The organism is Streptomyces sp. NPDC047017, from assembly GCF_040644175.1.
Classification (GTDB): domain Bacteria; phylum Actinomycetota; class Actinomycetes; order Streptomycetales; family Streptomycetaceae; genus Streptomyces.
In genome coordinates this window covers 292940-308070 of record NZ_JBEYVW010000004.1, presented here as the reverse complement: position 1 = coordinate 308070, position 15131 = coordinate 292940, and the positions used below count along the sequence as shown (strand labels likewise).

Sequence of the window (15131 nt, the reverse complement as noted above, 5' to 3'; positions counted from 1 at the left end):
ATGCCACTGAGACCGATGCCCCAGCCGGCACCGGGCTCCCTGGGCCCGCTATCGGACTCCCCGGCTCAGCAGGCCCGACGCTTCCGCGCGCCCCGCTCGGGCACCACGCCCACCAGCGTGTCCAGCAGGTCGCCGAGCGTGTCGCGCTGCTCGCCCGTGAGCGGTGCGAGGATCTCCTCCGCGGCGGACCGGCGCGCGCCGTGCAGTTCGCGCAGGGCGGCGCGCCCGTCATCGGTCAGTTCGATGCGGATGACCCGGCGGTTGGCCGGGTCGGGGACCCGGCGCACCTTGCCGCCGGCCTCCAGCCCGTCCACGAGTGTGGTCACCGCGCGCGGCACGACCTCCAGCGCCTCGGCGAGGTCCGCCATGCGCGGGGGCTCGCCGTAGTGCGCCAGGGTGCGCAGCAGCCGGGACTGCGCCGGGGTGATGCCCAGGGCGCGCTGCTCCAGGTGGCGCTTCTGGATGCGGTGCACCCGGCGGGTGAGCCGCAGCAGCTGCTCGGCGAGGAGGCCGTCCGCGTCGGGGGTGCTCATGCGGGAACAATATCAGGATGACGTGCATTGTGAGTATAGGTAACAATGAGCTAGCATCCGGAAGCCATCGCCGGTCACCTGTGTCGGCCGGCGCCCGCCCACCCCCCGTAGGAGCCCATGCGCCCCGACCGCCAGTCCTCCTGGACCCCACCTGCCGACGCGAAGGAACAGCCCCGGCAGGTCCGTCGCATACTCAGGCTGTTCCGCCCCTACCGCGGCCGCCTCGCGATCGTCGGCCTGCTGGTCGGCGCCGCCTCGCTGGTCTCCGTGGCGACGCCCTTCCTACTGAAGGAGATCCTCGACGTCGCGATCCCGCGGGGCCGCACCGGCCTGCTGAGCCTGCTCGCCGCGGGCATGATCCTCAGTGCCGTCCTCACCAGCGTCTTCGGCGTCCTGCAAACCCTGATCTCGACGACCGTCGGCCAGCGCGTGATGCACGACCTGCGCACCGCCGTCTACGGCCAGCTGCAGCGCATGTCGCTCGCCTTCTTCACGCGCACCCGCACCGGCGAGGTGCAGTCCCGCATCGCCAACGACATCGGCGGCATGCAGGCCACCGTCACCTCCACCGCCACCTCCCTGGTCTCCAACCTGACCAGCGTGGTGGCCACGATCGTCGCGATGGTCGCCCTCGACTGGCGGCTGACCGTCGTCTCGCTCCTGCTGCTGCCGGTCTTCGTCTGGATCAGCCGCCGGGTCGGCAACGAACGCAAGAAGATCACCACCCAGCGCCAGAAGCAGATGGCCGCGATGGCCGCGACCGTCACCGAGTCGCTCTCCGTCAGCGGCATCCTGCTCGGCCGCACGATGGGCCGCTCGGACTCGCTGACCGCGTCCTTCGCCGAGGAGTCGGAGGGCCTGGTCGACCTGGAAGTGCGCTCCAACATGGCCGGGCGCTGGCGCATGGCCGTCATCACCATCGTCATGGCCGCCCTGCCGGCGGTCATCTACTGGACGGCCGGCATCGCTCTGCGCTTCGGCGGACCCCAGGTGTCCATCGGTACGATCGTCGCCTTCGTCTCGCTCCAGCAGGGCCTGTTCCGGCCCGCGGTGAGCCTGCTGTCGACCGGTGTGCAGATCCAGACCTCGCTCGCCCTCTTCCAGCGCATCTTCGAGTACCTCGACCTGCCGATCGACATCACCGAGCGCGAGCGGCCCGTCCGCCTCGACCAGATCAAGGGCGAGGTCCGCTTCGAGGACGTCACCTTCCGCTACGACGGCAAGGGCGCCCCCGTCCTCGACGGCATCGACGTCACCGTCCCGGCGGGCAGCAGCCTCGCGATCGTCGGCCCCACCGGCGCCGGCAAGTCCACCCTGGGCTGTCTGGTGCCGCGGCTGTACGACGTGAGCGGCGGCCGCGTCACGCTGGACGGGGTCGACGTGCGCGACCTCGACTTCGACACACTCGCCCGCGCGGTCGGCGTGGTCGCACAGGAGACGTACCTCTTCCACGCCTCGGTCGCCGAGAACCTGCGCTTCGCCAAGCCCGACGCCACCGACGAGGAGCTGGAGGCGGCGGCGAGGGCGGCCCAGATCCACGATCACATCGCGGCCCTGCCGGACGGGTACGGCACGGTCGTCGGCGAACGCGGCCACCGCTTCTCCGGCGGCGAGAAGCAGCGCCTGGCCATCGCCCGCACCATCCTGCGCGATCCGCCGGTCCTCCTCCTCGACGAGGCCACCAGCGCCCTGGACACCCGTACGGAGGCCGCCGTGCAGAAGGCCATCGACGCGCTGTCCGAGAACCGCACCACCCTCACGATCGCCCACCGCCTGTCCACCGTCCGCGACGCCGACCAGATCGTGGTCCTCGACGCCGGACACGTGGCCGAACGCGGCACGCACCAGGAACTGCTGGAGCTGGAAGGGCGCTATGCGGCGCTGGTCCGCAGGGATGCCCGACTGGAGCCGACAAGCTGACGATGTGCCGGGTTTGTGAACTCTTGGGGGTTACCGTGCCCGCATGCAGACGAACACTGGGTCACGGAAGACCGTCAAACTGACGCGGCGCGGCCGACTGGTCCTCGTCGTGTCCGGGGCCGTCCTGGCCGGCACCGCCGTGGCGGTGCCGCTGCTGACCGTGCACGTCGGGCGGCCCGCGCGCCCGCGCACCCTGGTCGTTCCGGAGGGCTGGCGGGCGAGCCAGGTGTACGCCGCCGTCGACCAGGTCCTCGCCCTGCCCGCCGGCAGTACCGGGCGGGCAGCCGCCAAGAGCGGCCTGAAGCTGCCGGACACCGCCGAGGGCAACCCGGAGGGCTACCTGTTCCCGGCCACATACTTCGTCGACGACCGGACCACCCCGCAGTCGCTGCTGTCCGCCATGGTCGAGACCGCCCATAAGAAGTTCACCGCCGCCCCGGTCGCCGCGGGCGCGCCGCGCAACTCCATCAACCTCCACCAGGCGATCACCATCGCCAGCATCGTCCAGGCGGAGTCCGCCTCCAAGGCCGACATGGGCAAGGTGGCCCGGGTGGTGTTCAACCGGCTGGACCGCGGCATGCCCCTCCAGATGGACTCCACCCTCAATTACGCCCTGGGCCGCTCGACCGTCCGCACCACCGCCGAGGACACCCGGCTGGACAGCCCGTACAACTCGTACCAGCGCATGGGGCTGCCGCCCACCCCCATCGACAACCCCGGGCTGGACGCGCTGCACGCCGCCTACAACCCCACCCCGGGCGACTGGCTCTACTTCGTCACGGTCAAGCCCGGCGACACCCGCTTCACCGCCGACTACACCGAGCACGAGCGCAACGTCGCCGAGTTCAACGCCCGGCAGCAGAGCCTGGCGCAGCAGGAGAGCGGGAGCCCGCAGCCGGCGAAGTGAAGCCGGAGAAGTGGGCCGACGCGGCCCGAGGGTGCCACGGTCCGCGTCGGGTGCCAGACCGCTGGCGACGCTGCGACCCGACCACGGCACCGATCGCCGTACCAGCAGCCGCACTGATCGTCGTATCAGCTACCGCACTGACCGCCACACCAGCCACCACACCGACCGTGTCACCAGGACACCAGTTACCGCACCGTCCGTGTCACCAGCCAGCGCACCGCCCCCGACTCGGCTCAGGCAGCCGCAGCCCGGTCCCCGGCAAGCAGCCGGCGGATGTCCCGTACGGCCGCGCGCCCGGCCCGGTTGGCGCCCACCGTGCTGGCCGACGGGCCGTAGCCGACCAGGTGGATGCGGGGATCGGCGGCGACCCTGGTCCCGTCGAGGCGGATGCCGCCGCCCGGCTCGCGCAGCCGCAGCGGCGCGAGATGGCCGAGCGCGGCCCGGAACCCGGTCGCCCACAGGATGACGTCGGCGCCGACATGCCGGCCGTCCGCCCACTCCGCGCCGTCCGGGGTGAGCCGGTCGAACAGGGGCAGGCGGTCCAGGACGCCGTCGGCCAGCCCCTGCCTGATGGCGTCGTCGAGCGGCAGGCCGGTGACCGAGACGACACTGCGGGGCGCCAGCCCCTGGCGCACCCGTTCCTCGACCAGCGCGACCGCGGAGCGGCCCGCGTCCTCGTCGAACGGGCCCTCGCGGAAGACCGGCGGGCGCCGCGTCACCCAGGTGGTGGCCGCCGCACGCGGCGCGATCTCCAGCAGATGCTGGGTCCCGGACGCGCCGCCGCCGACCACGATCACCCGCCGGCCCGCGAACTCATCGGGCCCCCGGTACTGAGCGGTGTGCAACTGCCGCCCGCGGAAGGACTCCTGGCCCGGGTAGCGCGGCCAGAACGGCCGGTCCCAGGTGCCGGTCGCGTTGATCAGAGCCCGCGCCGACCACACACCCGCCGAGGACTCCACGAACAGCCGCCCCGCCGGGCCCTCCCGCACGGCGCTCACATCCACCGGCCGCCGCACCCGCAGGTCGAAGGCACGCTCGTAGTCGGCGAAGTACCCGCCGACGACATCGGACGAGGGCCGCGCGGGGTCCGCGCCGGTCAGCTCCATGCCCGGCAGCGCGTGCATCCCGTGCACCCTGCCGTACGTCAGCGTCGGCCACCGGAACTGCCAGGCGCCGCCCGGACCGGGGGAGTGGTCCAGCACGACGAAGTCGCGGTCCGGCTCGAAGCCGGTGCGCCGCAGGTGATGGGCGGCGGCCAGGCCCGCCTGACCGGCGCCGACGACGACCACGTCGACCTCGCGTGTGCTGTTCACGCCGGGACCAACCGCGCCGCGGGCGCGGATCTTCCCCGGGATCGAGGAGGATGGGTTCATGTCACAAGCCTTCACCACCCGAGTGCTGAACGTCGCCTCCGGCTCGCAGGAGACGGTCGTCGACCTCACCCACGACTGCGAGGCCTTCCTGCGCGAGGCATCCGCCGGCCGTGACGGCCTGCTGAACCTCTTCGTCCCGCACGCGACCGCCGGGATCGCCATCATCGAGACGGGCTCCGGCAGCGACGACGACCTGCTCGCCGCGCTGCACACCCTGCTGCCCGCCGACGACCGCTGGCAGCACCGCCACGGCAGCCCCGGCCACGGCCGCGACCACGTCCTGCCCGCCCTCGTCCCGCCGCACGCGACCATCCCGGTCATCGGCGGCCACCTGGAACTGGGCACCTGGCAGTCGGTGTGCCTCGTGGACACCAACAAGGACAATCCCGACCGGAAGGTCCGGCTGAGCTTCCTGGGATGACCCAGGGCCACCAAGATCGTCCTGGGTGCGGCCGCCGATTCCCCTTACGCTCTGGCGAAACGGGAGAAACACGCGTGGCCTCACCCTGGACGAGGTCGAGCAGCCGTACGACAGCGACGGCTGTGGAAAGTACCTGCCCGGAGTCCGCCGGCTGTCGCGGGTGAAGGCGGCGACGACCTCGCCGGAGCGGCAACGGGAGGACGCGCCGACGGCTGCGACGGCGGTCGGCGGACACATCGCTGCCTGGGCCGATGACCGGGAGGTGTCAGGCGCCCCGACCCGATGACCCGTCCGAAACTCGGCCCCTGGCTGCGCGCCGAGCGGGGCAAGTACGACGGGATCGTCACCTCGGCTGTCGACCGGCTCGGCCGCAACGTCGTCGCCTACGGGCACGAGGGCGTCTGGAACCTCGACGACCCGAACGACGAGAACCGCTTCACGAGGGAAGCGTGGGGCGCGCAGATGGAACTGCGTGCCATTCAGCGACGCAACCGGGACGCCACCAAGAAGATCAGGGCCGCGGGCCGCCCGAAAGGCAAGCCGTCGTACGGCTTCCGGTACGTGCGCACCATGCCGAACGGCCGGGGTCGACAGCGTCGAACTGCACCCGCATGCGGCGGAGAGTCTCACGGACCGTCGCCGACCGCATCCCTGGCCGACCCCGAGAACGTGACGCCCAGTAGCGAAGGGGCTCGCCTCAACCGCCTGGACGAGCTGGCTTCGGCCGATCACCTCGCCGTCATGTATGGCAAGCCGGCGGTGTCGGTCGGCCCTAGGGGGGGTGTCTTGTCGATCATCGGTCGAGCCAGATGAGGGTGCTGGCGGTGAGGTAGCGGTCGGGGTGTTTGTCGTAGCGGGTGGGTGCGCCACGAGGCGCCATGGAATCGAGTGAGGTGAGAGACCTTCACCACCGGGTTGTCGTAGCAATTCGGTTGAAGCTGGGGGCAGTTCGGTTCGGGGGATGCCGAGCCGGGCGGTAAGCAGCCCCGACAACGCCGGGACGGGTTGGTACTGCCAGGCGACCCGGGTCCGGCTAGCGAGACAGGAAGGTGCACGCGAGAAATCAGTGCCTGACGCCCCGTAATTACGACACCGGCTCGAATCTGGCGGATCTGGGCCGGACGCAGTGCACGACCACCAGCGCTCGTCGGTGGTCGACTCCGAAGCCGACTCTACTCATGGGTGGGGAGGCCACGCCGAAAGTCTGCGGCGTAAGCGTGGCGATGCTGCCGGGGTAGAGCTGGGCACCTCACCTGTCGATCGATTTCGTGGTGAACGTGGGAACGGTCCGCGGTCGCCCCCATATCGGACATCCAGTCCGGTCGGGGGCAGGTCCATCGCCGGCTGATGGCCGTCGGGCAGGGCGGAGGCTCCGTAGTACTCCGAGGCCGGGAAAGCCGGTCACATGGGGAAGGGGGCCAGCAAGTCAGCAGTAAGGAGACTGGAATGCCAGGAGGCTGTCGCCGGTGAATACCGACGAGCTGGAATGGGCCTTGCTGAAGGCCGAACGCCGGGTACTGGAGATTCAGACCAAGCTGTACCGTTGGGCTGCCGATGATTCTCATCGCAGGTTCGACGACCTGTTCAACCTCGTGGCCGATCCCGCCTTCCTGCTGGTGGCGTGGGACCGTGTCCGGGGAAACAAGGGTGCCCGCACGGCCGGAGTGGATGGGAAGACCGCCCGCTCCATCGAAGCCGGGCAAGGAGTCGAGGCGTTTCTCGACAAGCTGCGGATCCAGATCAGAGACCGCAGTTTCCATCCGGTTCCTGTCCGCGAGCGGATGATTCCCAAGGCGAACGGCAAGCTTCGTCGTCTCGGGATTCCGACCGTGGCGGACCGAGTGGTCCAGGCGTCCTTGAAACTGGTGCTGGAGCCGGTATTCGAAGCGGATTTCCTCCCGTGTTCCTATGGGTTCCGCCCGAACCGCCGTGCTCACGATGCGATCGCCGAGACTCGCTACCTCGCCAGCCACGGATACGAGTGGGTGGTGGAGGGCGACATCACGGCGTGCTTCGACGAGATCGCGCACCCGGCCCTCATGGAACGGGTGCGGAATCGAATCGGGGACAAGCGGGTGTTGTCCTTGGTGAAGGCGTTCTTGAAGTCCGGGATCCTGTCCCGTGACGGAGCCTTCACGGACACACGCACCGGGACCCCGCAGGGTGGGATTCTGTCGCCGTTGCTGGCCAACATCGCGCTCTCGGTCCTGGATGAGCACATCGCCCAGGGCCTCGGAGGACCAGATGGCACCTCCGAGGATCGGCGCAGGAGACGGCGCCGAGGATTGCCCAACTACCGGCTGGTCCGGTATGCGGACGACTTCCTCGTACTCGTCTTCGGGCGCCGCGACCATGCCGAGGAACTACGCGACGAGGCCGCGGAGGCATTGAAGCCGATGGGCCTTCGCCTGTCGGTGGAGAAGACACATATCACGCACATTGACGAGGGCCTTGATTTTCTCGGATGGCGCATCCAGCGTCACCGGAAACTTGGCACTGACCGGCAGTACATCTACACCTACCCTGCACGGAAATCAGTGCGTTCCGTCACGGGGAAGGTGAAGGAACTGACCGGACGGCAGAACGTCGGCTTGACGCTGGAGTCCTTGCTCCACCGACTGAACTCGGTGTTGCGAGGATGGTGCGCGTATTTCCGTCCCGGAGTTTCGAACGTCGCTTTCTGTTACCTCAGCCACTACGCGTGGATGAGGGTGACACGATGGATTCGACGCAAGCACCCCGGGATCACTTGGAAACAGCTCCGTCGGCGCTATTACGGCGGCGGCTGGTGGCCCACCACAGAGGAAGCGGAACTGTTCAACCCGGCAAAGGTAAGCACGACCAGATACCGATACCGGGGAAAACTCATTCCGGCTCCGTGGCCCACTACGGCATGAGGAACTGAACATCCTTGAACGGGATTTGTGGAGAGCCCGGTGCCCGGAGACGGGCACGCCGGGTTCGGGAGGCGGCTCGGGGAAACCCACTGGTGGAAACACCAGCAGGGCGCCCCGAGTCGACCTCACCGATGCCGCGCCATTGTTTGAGGCGGTGGAAGCAGCGTTCGACGACGTTGCGTCGCCGGTAGGCGGCTCGGTGGAATCCTTCCGCAGGGCCGTTCCCGGCGCCGTCTGCGGCCGGCGAGTTGGTCGATGCGTTCGGGGATCGTGGCCATGATCCCGCGTCGGCGCAGCTAGGCCCGGAAGGCGCGGGCGGAGTGGCCCTTGTCCGCGACGACGTGGTCGGGCCGGGTCCGTGGTCTTCCCGGTCCGGGCCCGGCGACGCGGATGCGGCTGATGACGGCTTCGGCCTGGGCGCGGTCGTTGCGGTTGCCCACGGTGAGCAGGAAGGCCAGCAGTCTGCCCAGGCTGTCACAGGCAGGTGGACTTAGCTGGTCAGCCCGCCTCGGGAGCGTCCCGGTCCGCGTTCTCCGAGCCCCCTTTGGCGGCGGTGTGCTGGTGGGCGCGGACGGTCGTGGAGTCGATCGCGACCAGCCGGTCCACCTCCGCCCGGCTCTGGGCGGCGGCCAGGAGGCGGGCGAAGGCGCCGTCCGCGGCCCAGCGGGCGAAGCGTCAGTGCACGGTCTGCCACGGGCCGAACCGCTCGGGCAGATCCCTCCAGGCAGACCGGTACGGAACTTGAACACGATGCCCTCAAGGACCTGACGGTGATCCTGCCACCGGCCGCGAGCCTGCCCCACGGGCGGCAGCAACGGCTCGATCATCGCCCAGGCGGCATCGGAAATCTCCCCATCCCTCACGAGCAGACCAACAATCCGATGATCGGAAAGACACCCCCTAGGGGCCAGGCCGGACAGTGCGGAAGCATCCCATGTGTCCGTGCACTTCTGGGAGGCGGGCGTCCATGCCTCGGGCAGTCTCTGGTGGCCGTCATAGGCGAAGCACTGGGTTTCCGCGAAGCCAGTTCCGCCCAGGTTGGTCGGGTCGCCGACTGACGTGACGTTGCCGGCCTCGTCGTAGCTGTAGTTGAGATCCTTCAGCATGTACGAGTGGGCCTGGTCGTGGTGTGGCTGCGGATCAGTCGGCCGGTTCCGGCTTCGTAGGTGCTGGTGACATAGACACTCTTGTTGCCCGTGCCGCCCGTACCCAGTGTCAGCTGCTCCGGCTGTGCGAGTGCCGAGTACGAGACGCCGAGCAGGTACCCGGTGGCACCGCCGAAGTCCGTCAGATCGCCAAGGGCGTCATACCCGTAGTCGATGTATTCGGACGGCAAGCCGCCGAGCGCCGGCTCCTTGGGCATGTTCAGGGTGCCGTCGACGTTGTAGTCGCTCTCGAACGACAGCGTGGAGGGCTGGCCTGCCTTGACGAACGGGTCGCTGTCGGGCAGCTGCAGTTGGGTTCCGGTGGCTCGGCCGAGACTTTCGTAGGCGGTGACAGTATTGGTGTAAGCGGCGCCTGTCGCGCCGTGCCTTCGGGAAGCACGGATCCGACACCGTGCCGATCAAGACCTCCAAGCACGCGGCCCGCAGATGCTTCCGGGGCCACGCGAATTTCCGGGCCGGGCAGTGAACAACCGGTAGGCCGCGCTGCCAGAATGGGCATACGAGTCAGGGACGGATAGCTACGGCTCCGTAGCAGGATGCTTCAGGATCGGTGGTGGGCTCATCCGCGCCGTCATGGTCGGGACGCCATCGAGGAGTAGGGACGATGCCGGGATCGACAAGGTCCCAGCCATCGAAGAACTGCGCGAACTCGTCGCGGCTGCGGGCACGTGTCGGGGTGCCGGCCGCCGTGTAGACCTGGGTGACACGGGACGTTTCTTCGGGAGCGAACTCCGCCGTGAGATGACTGACGGCCAGCGCGCTGCCGCGGGGAAGAGCTGCTTTGAGCAGCTCGGTGATCTTGTGGGCGCCGTCCGGTACGAAGTGCAGCACGGCGTTCAGGCTGAGTGCGATCGGTTCCGAGAAGTCCAGTGTGTCGTGGGCCGCTTCGAGGATTCCGTCGGGCTGGTTCACGTCGCCCTGCACATAGGCCGTGACGCCTCTAGGAGACCCTTTCAACAGGGCTTCGGCGTGGATGAGGACGATCGGGTCGTTATCGGCGTACACCACCCGCGCCTCAGGATTTACCTGCTGGGCGACCTCGTGAAGATTGGGCGATGTGGGAATTCCGGTTCCGATGTCGATGAACTGCCGGATGCCCGACTCGGCCAGATAACAGATCGAGCGTCGCATGAACCCGCGGTTGGCCCGAGCGGCCGTCCGGGCGTAGGGGAACACGGCCAGCGCGCGCCCCGCGGCCTCTCTGTCGGCCGGGAAGTTGGTCGTCCCGCCGAGGTAGTAGTCGTACATCCGTGCTGAGTGCGGCACGTGGATGTTCAGGTTGACCTCCGGGCCTTGACCTGCGACGTCGCGGGTGATCTCTTCGGCCATACGCTCCCCCTGGATCCTCGGCTCCGGCGATCCCACAGCTGCGTCACGCCCCCGACCCCCACGTCCTGGTGGCGTGGCCTGGCGAACCCTGGCGCGGCCTCAGTCACTATGCCCACTGTGTCAGGTGGAAAATCGCTCGCGGCGGCCGCACCGGCCGGAATAGCGATTCAGCGTGACCGAATAGCACTGGCTGACAAGCCTCATAGTGGTCGAGTCATACAAGCTTTCTGATCTTTGATCGCCTCTGCCGATCGTTATCGATCATCACTTGTGACGGTCGAACACCAGGTGCCCTGATGCGCTCCAATGTGCCTACGGGGGACGCCAGTTCCCCTGACAGGTTGCTGCTCCGCCCTGTCCGAAGTTCCGGGCGGGCCGGACGGCCTTCGCCGGGCGCCACCGCGAGGTGAGGCGCCGGGAGGGAATGGGGACGTGACTGAGAGCGAGTGGGCGGTGGCTCACCCGAGTGGCCTTCGCCTGGCGTTCGACGCGTTCTGCGAGACGCACGAGCGGGCGTGGATCGGGATCGCCCGAGCGCGCCTCCGCGACGACGACGCGGCACGGGAAGCGGTCAAGAGGATGAAGGACCGCCTCTGGCGGCAGTGGCCGCGCGTGCTCCGTGAGCAGGTTCCGGCGGTCCGCGCCTGGGCTTTCATCAAGGAAGAGATCGGCATCGCCCTGGCGGAGAGGATGGTGAGGGCCGACGAGCAGCCAGCGGTACCGGACTGGGTGGCGGTCATCCGCAAGGCAGTCGAGCTCGCCGAGGACCGCGCCGAGGCCCAAGGGGTCCACGAAGCCCTCTTCGCCGCGATCAGGGGCCTGTCGGAACGGCGCCACGACGTCGTGGTCCTGCGCTACCTGCTCGACCTGCCGTACAGCACCATCGCGGAGTACATGGACACCACGGAGGCGAACATCCGCTCCACCGCATGCCAAGCCCTTGCCCGCCTCGCCCGGGCACTGCGCGACGAGCGAGGAGAGTGGTGAACACGGAACAGCAGCGGCTTCTGCCCGACATGCGCCGCGCCGCCGGCCCCGCGATGCAGCGGAACCGTGCGACGGAGCCCCCCACGCACTCTCGATCCTCCCAGACCCAGGACAGCGGCTGGACCCGGTTACTGGCAGCACCGAGCCCGCTGCCGTCGGACCATGAGCAAGCAGCTCACGAGCTGGACCTGGCGGCGGCCCTGGTCCTGGCCATGCCGACCGCCGCGGCCTCCTTGGCGCTGCTCGCCAACAGCCAGTCCATCCACCCCGAAGGCGCCCTCGTCCTCGGAGCGCTCCTGTACGTCTCCGGCCACCGTGACGGCAGCCAGTTCTGGCTGCAATTCGCGGCCGGGGGCGGCAACCACACCGCCGCCTCCCTCCTGAGCCTGCTGCATCGCAGCCTGGGAGAGGTCCTGGACGCCGAGGCATGGCGCCGGCAGGCGGACACACTGGCCAACGCACGGGAACAGGGGATCGTCCAAGAAGTCTTGGACCCTTCCGACGAACTCCTGCCCCGCGCGGTGCGCGCCGACATAATCGCGCGCTGCCACGAGGGCCTCGACGTCCGGCTGCCGGCACGCATCGCCGCGGTGCTTCACCAGCTCCCCGTCGACGGCGACGACCCGGAGTACGGCGAGGTGCCGCAGGTCAGCGCCAGCCTCGTCCGCGAACTGGCGGCTGCCGTGTAGGTGCCTCCAACGGGACAATGATGGGCGGGACCACCGGTACGGCCGACCGGTGATCCCGCCCATCATTCGGGGCGGACCGTGCAGGATTCCGGTGGAACGTCCTCTGTCAGGTTGGGGGTGTTGCGGGGCAGGGGAACAAGGAACATCTCGGTGTCCGCGGCATCCGGATGCCTGGCCCGAGCTACCCACGCGGGCGTGGGGACGACGTTCGCGCGGGGGTGGTCGCCGTGGGGGCGGAGGCCACTGTCGTACCTCGTGCGCTTCACATCCGGCGATGCCTCCGAAGCCCCCATCGAATCAGAACCCCCACAACCGGTCCCACCCCGTCCCTGTCCCCACTCGTACGACGCCCAAGGCGGACTATGAGGAAGCGGGCTGGTCCGTGGGAGATGGCGTGAGCGCGTGGTCTTTTCCGCTCAGAGCATGCTCGACCTGGCCGGCGTCATGGCGCTCATCGCGATGAAGGCGCTGGCTCCGCACGCGCTGCTCGGTGACGGTACGGGGGGGATGGACACCGGGAATCGTGCCGACTGTCGTCGCGGCGGTGAGGGCTGGGTGGAGTACGGCTACCTCGGCAGCGCGAACGGCAACCGGGCCACCGGCGTGGAGGCGCGCCTGGACAGAGGCTACCTCGACACGCACAAGGGCACCCCGACAGGCCGGGAGATCAAGCCGCCCGGTTACCAGTGGGCCAGGGCCTACCTGGGGCACCTCGGCGGTCTCAAGACAAGCTCCGCCATCAACGCCTGCCACTTGCTCGGGAGCGACCTCACAGGCTCGGGCACGGACCTGCGGAATCCGGCCAGCTGCTCACGCCAGGCGAACACCCAGGTGCGGGGCGACGGGCGGATCGGTGACCACATGTTCTCCTACGAGAGCCAGGTGAAGGCCGCTGTCGACAGCGGCCAGGTGATCCACTGCTCCGTGACACCGCGACACTCAGGCGCGTACACCGTGCCGGTCTCCTTCGACATCACGGCCGAGGCCAACATTCCCGACGGTTCCCCGGGTATCGCGTTCAAACAGACCGTCCCCAACTCGGTCTATAGCCCGCGCGAGGACTGGAAGAACCTCGGCTTGGTCACTGACAGCCGCACCGGCCTGCCCGTACCTACCGGTTCGCTGCCGTAATACTTTGAGAGGTGGTGATCGGCCCGTGGACAGGGGAGGTGGATCCGTTCGCAGGGATGTTCTGATACTGAGTGAAGCGCATGCGTACCTGTTTGGACAGTGCCCCCAGTTTCCCGGAGCCTGGCAGGTGTGCCCGGGCTGCCCACCAGGGAGCCCAGGGGCTGACCGGTGAACTTCAAGCCCGCCTCATAGGCGACACTGAGGGTCAGCTCCGGCCTGGCAGCAACGGGTGCCGGATCGGCTCGGCGACTGTCCTCGGAAGTTCGGGACGGATGCCCCTGCCGCCGGTGTCGCTGCCGGAGACGCTGCTCCAGGCGACGTTGGAGAAGGCCCCGTAGTGGGAGGACCACATTCTGGAGGTCCTTGAGCGGGCTGCCGCCGAATGCTGAGGCGGGCACGGAGCCAAAGCCGCAATATGACCCGTCGCGCCCGCTGACCGCGCGGGACCGCGCGAAGGGCGTCGAACTGACGGTGGCCGGCCCCCACGTGAGCGCGAGCGCGGTCGCCGACTACCGGCGCGAGGTGATGCAGATCGACTCCACAGCTCGCGCGTCCACGCACCGCTTGGGCCGTTCTGGTACGTTGTACCGACCATGTCCCCCTGCTGCCATGTTGATCTCAAGCAGAGCGCGGCGCGGGGGCGCCGACGGCGCAGCGCTGTCCGAGATCCGGGGATACGCCGGGGCTGCGGCTCGGTAGACCTGCGGCCCAATGTTTCTTGGGCGTGCAGTGCACTTCCTGTGCGTCGGTGGCGCCCTTGCCGCCCGAGTAGGGCGGCAACCCGCTTGCGGTGCGCAGGGCATCCATCTGGCTTGCGGGCAGGAACGGAGCCTGAGGTACGGAGCGTCGGAACGCGCCCTGGCCACCACCTCCTTCCGTACCCCTACCTCCTTCCGTACCCCTACGATCCCTCCTGTCCGACTGTCGTCTGCCGGAGAGGGCGAAAGGCGTTCCTCAACAAGAGCCCCGAGGCGGTCCGGGTCTACTTCCCGCCGGACGCCAACACCCTGCTGTCGGTGGCCGACCACGCCCTGCGCAGCCGGGACTACGTCCATGTCGTCGTCGGCAAGCAGCCCTGCTTCGACTGGCTCTCCATGGAGCAGGCGAAGGTGCACTGCGCGCGCGGGGCCGGCGTCTGGGACTGGGCCGGCACCGAGGACGGCAGCCGCGAACCGGACGTGGTCCTGGCCTGCGCGGGCGACGTGCCCACCCAGGAGGTGCTGGCCGCCGCCCAGCTGCTCCGCCATGAGCTGCCCGAGCTGGCCGTACGGTGGTGAACGTCGTGGACATCGCTCGGCTGCTGCCCGGCGAGGAGCACCCGCACGGGATGACCGACTTCGCGTACGACGGCCTGTTCACCGCCGACAAGCCGGTGATCTTCGCGTACCACGGCTACCCGTGGCTCATCCACCGCCTCGCCTACCGCCGCAACGGAGCCGCAACGGACACCGCCACCTGCACGTGCGCGGCTACAAGGAGATCGGCACCACGACCACCCCGTTCGACATGGTCGTGAGCAACGACCTGGACCGCTACCGCCTCGTCATGGGCGTCATCGACCGGGTTTCCGGACTCGCCGTGCGCGCCGCCGCCGTACGCCAGCGCATGGAGGACGCCCGGCTGCGCCACCACGCCTGGGTCCGTGAGCACGGGACGGGTCTACCCGAGGTCGCGGACTGGACCTGGGACGGCTGACGGCCCGCGAGCCGTCCCGACGACGGAGCCGTACGTCCCTTCCCGGGGACTCGCGGCCCGTTGGCGGGGGCGGCGGCGACGGG

General features: G+C 69.1%; 12 protein-coding genes and 3 pseudogenes. 9 read left to right on the top strand and 6 right to left on the bottom strand.

The window, feature by feature from the left end; genetic code table 11:
- Positions 1 to 65: 65 nt before the first annotated feature.
- Positions 66 to 533 (bottom strand): MarR family transcriptional regulator, encoded by a 468-nt coding sequence (locus ABZ858_RS08990; protein ID WP_361374201.1) that lies wholly within the window; start codon positions 531 to 533, stop codon positions 66 to 68.
- Between the two features lie 117 nt (positions 534 to 650).
- Between ABZ858_RS08990 and ABZ858_RS08985 the strand changes: the two genes are divergently transcribed.
- Positions 651 to 2453, top strand: coding sequence for an ABC transporter ATP-binding protein (locus ABZ858_RS08985; protein ID WP_361374199.1), 1803 nt, complete (start codon positions 651 to 653; stop codon positions 2451 to 2453).
- Positions 2454 to 2496: 43 nt separating this feature from the next.
- On the top strand, positions 2497 to 3360 hold the full coding sequence (mltG, locus tag ABZ858_RS08980) for an endolytic transglycosylase MltG (RefSeq protein ID WP_361374197.1): 864 nt from the start codon (positions 2497 to 2499) through the stop codon (positions 3358 to 3360).
- 233 nt (positions 3361 to 3593) lie between these two features.
- Here mltG and ABZ858_RS08975 read toward each other — a convergent pair whose 3' ends face one another.
- Positions 3594 to 4673 (bottom strand): NAD(P)-binding domain-containing protein, encoded by a 1080-nt coding sequence (locus tag ABZ858_RS08975; RefSeq protein ID WP_361374195.1) that lies wholly within the window; start codon positions 4671 to 4673, stop codon positions 3594 to 3596.
- A gap of 58 nt (positions 4674 to 4731) precedes the next feature.
- Here ABZ858_RS08975 and ABZ858_RS08970 point away from each other — a divergent pair, with 58 nt between their 5' ends.
- From ABZ858_RS08970 to ltrA, 3 genes are all read left to right on the top strand, one after another.
- On the top strand, positions 4732 to 5154 hold the full coding sequence (locus ABZ858_RS08970) for a secondary thiamine-phosphate synthase enzyme YjbQ (protein ID WP_361374193.1): 423 nt from the start codon (positions 4732 to 4734) through the stop codon (positions 5152 to 5154).
- Between the two features lie 282 nt (positions 5155 to 5436).
- The gene (locus tag ABZ858_RS08965; protein ID WP_361374191.1) at positions 5437 to 5967 is read left to right on the top strand and encodes a hypothetical protein; all 531 of its coding nucleotides are present in this window, start codon (positions 5437 to 5439) and stop codon (positions 5965 to 5967) included.
- 653 nt (positions 5968 to 6620) lie between these two features.
- A complete protein-coding gene (ltrA, locus tag ABZ858_RS08960) occupies positions 6621 to 8051 on the top strand; it encodes a group II intron reverse transcriptase/maturase (protein WP_361374189.1) in 1431 nt (476 codons plus the stop codon).
- A 145-nt stretch (positions 8052 to 8196) separates the two neighbouring features.
- Here the strand turns inward: ltrA and ABZ858_RS08955 are convergent.
- The 3 genes and pseudogenes from ABZ858_RS08955 to ABZ858_RS08945 all read right to left on the bottom strand — a co-directional run.
- Positions 8197 to 8878: pseudogene (locus ABZ858_RS08955) on the bottom strand (IS5 family transposase); the annotation flags it as partial.
- A 75-nt stretch (positions 8879 to 8953) separates the two neighbouring features.
- A pseudogene (locus ABZ858_RS08950) lies at positions 8954 to 9594 on the bottom strand (hypothetical protein); the annotation flags it as partial.
- A gap of 127 nt (positions 9595 to 9721) precedes the next feature.
- Positions 9722 to 10546 (bottom strand): SAM-dependent methyltransferase, encoded by an 825-nt coding sequence (locus tag ABZ858_RS08945; RefSeq protein ID WP_361374187.1) that lies wholly within the window; start codon positions 10544 to 10546, stop codon positions 9722 to 9724.
- A gap of 432 nt (positions 10547 to 10978) precedes the next feature.
- Here ABZ858_RS08945 and ABZ858_RS08940 point away from each other — a divergent pair, with 432 nt between their 5' ends.
- The 3 genes from ABZ858_RS08940 (at position 10979) to ABZ858_RS08930 (ending at position 13353) form a co-directional block, all read left to right on the top strand.
- Positions 10979 to 11533, top strand: a complete 555-nt coding sequence (locus tag ABZ858_RS08940) for a sigma-70 family RNA polymerase sigma factor (RefSeq protein ID WP_361374185.1) — start codon at positions 10979 to 10981, stop codon at positions 11531 to 11533.
- Entirely contained in the window at positions 11530 to 12222 is a 693-nt protein-coding gene (locus tag ABZ858_RS08935) for a hypothetical protein (RefSeq protein WP_361374183.1), read from the top strand. The genes ABZ858_RS08940 and ABZ858_RS08935 overlap by 4 nt, the downstream gene beginning before the upstream one ends.
- Positions 12223 to 12645: 423 nt before the next feature.
- Positions 12646 to 13353, top strand: a complete 708-nt coding sequence (locus ABZ858_RS08930; RefSeq protein ID WP_361374181.1) for a DNA/RNA non-specific endonuclease — start codon at positions 12646 to 12648, stop codon at positions 13351 to 13353.
- 205 nt (positions 13354 to 13558) lie between these two features.
- Here ABZ858_RS08930 and ABZ858_RS08925 read toward each other — a convergent pair whose 3' ends face one another.
- On the bottom strand, positions 13559 to 13705 hold the full coding sequence (locus ABZ858_RS08925; RefSeq protein WP_361374179.1) for a hypothetical protein: 147 nt from the start codon (positions 13703 to 13705) through the stop codon (positions 13559 to 13561).
- 601 nt (positions 13706 to 14306) lie between these two features.
- Between ABZ858_RS08925 and ABZ858_RS08920 the strand changes: the two are divergent.
- Positions 14307 to 15048 (top strand): annotated as a pseudogene (locus tag ABZ858_RS08920) (phosphoketolase); the annotation flags it as partial.
- Positions 15049 to 15131 lie beyond the last annotated feature (83 nt).

Excerpts from the sequence above, each read along its gene's own strand:
- ABZ858_RS08990 (WP_361374201.1), bottom strand. The coding sequence starts at position 533 with ATGAGCACCCCCGACGCGGACGGCCTCCTCGCCGAGCAGCTGCTGCGG.
- ABZ858_RS08985 (WP_361374199.1), top strand. The coding sequence starts at position 651 with ATGCGCCCCGACCGCCAGTCCTCCTGGACCCCACCTGCCGACGCGAAG.
- mltG (WP_361374197.1), top strand. The coding sequence starts at position 2,497 with ATGCAGACGAACACTGGGTCACGGAAGACCGTCAAACTGACGCGGCGC.
- ABZ858_RS08970 (WP_361374193.1), top strand. The coding sequence starts at position 4,732 with ATGTCACAAGCCTTCACCACCCGAGTGCTGAACGTCGCCTCCGGCTCG.
- ABZ858_RS08965 (WP_361374191.1), top strand. The coding sequence starts at position 5,437 with ATGACCCGTCCGAAACTCGGCCCCTGGCTGCGCGCCGAGCGGGGCAAG.
- ABZ858_RS08945 (WP_361374187.1), bottom strand. The coding sequence starts at position 10,546 with ATGGCCGAAGAGATCACCCGCGACGTCGCAGGTCAAGGCCCGGAGGTC.
- ABZ858_RS08930 (WP_361374181.1), top strand. The coding sequence starts at position 12,646 with ATGCTCGACCTGGCCGGCGTCATGGCGCTCATCGCGATGAAGGCGCTG.
- ABZ858_RS08925 (WP_361374179.1), bottom strand. The coding sequence starts at position 13,705 with ATGTGGTCCTCCCACTACGGGGCCTTCTCCAACGTCGCCTGGAGCAGC.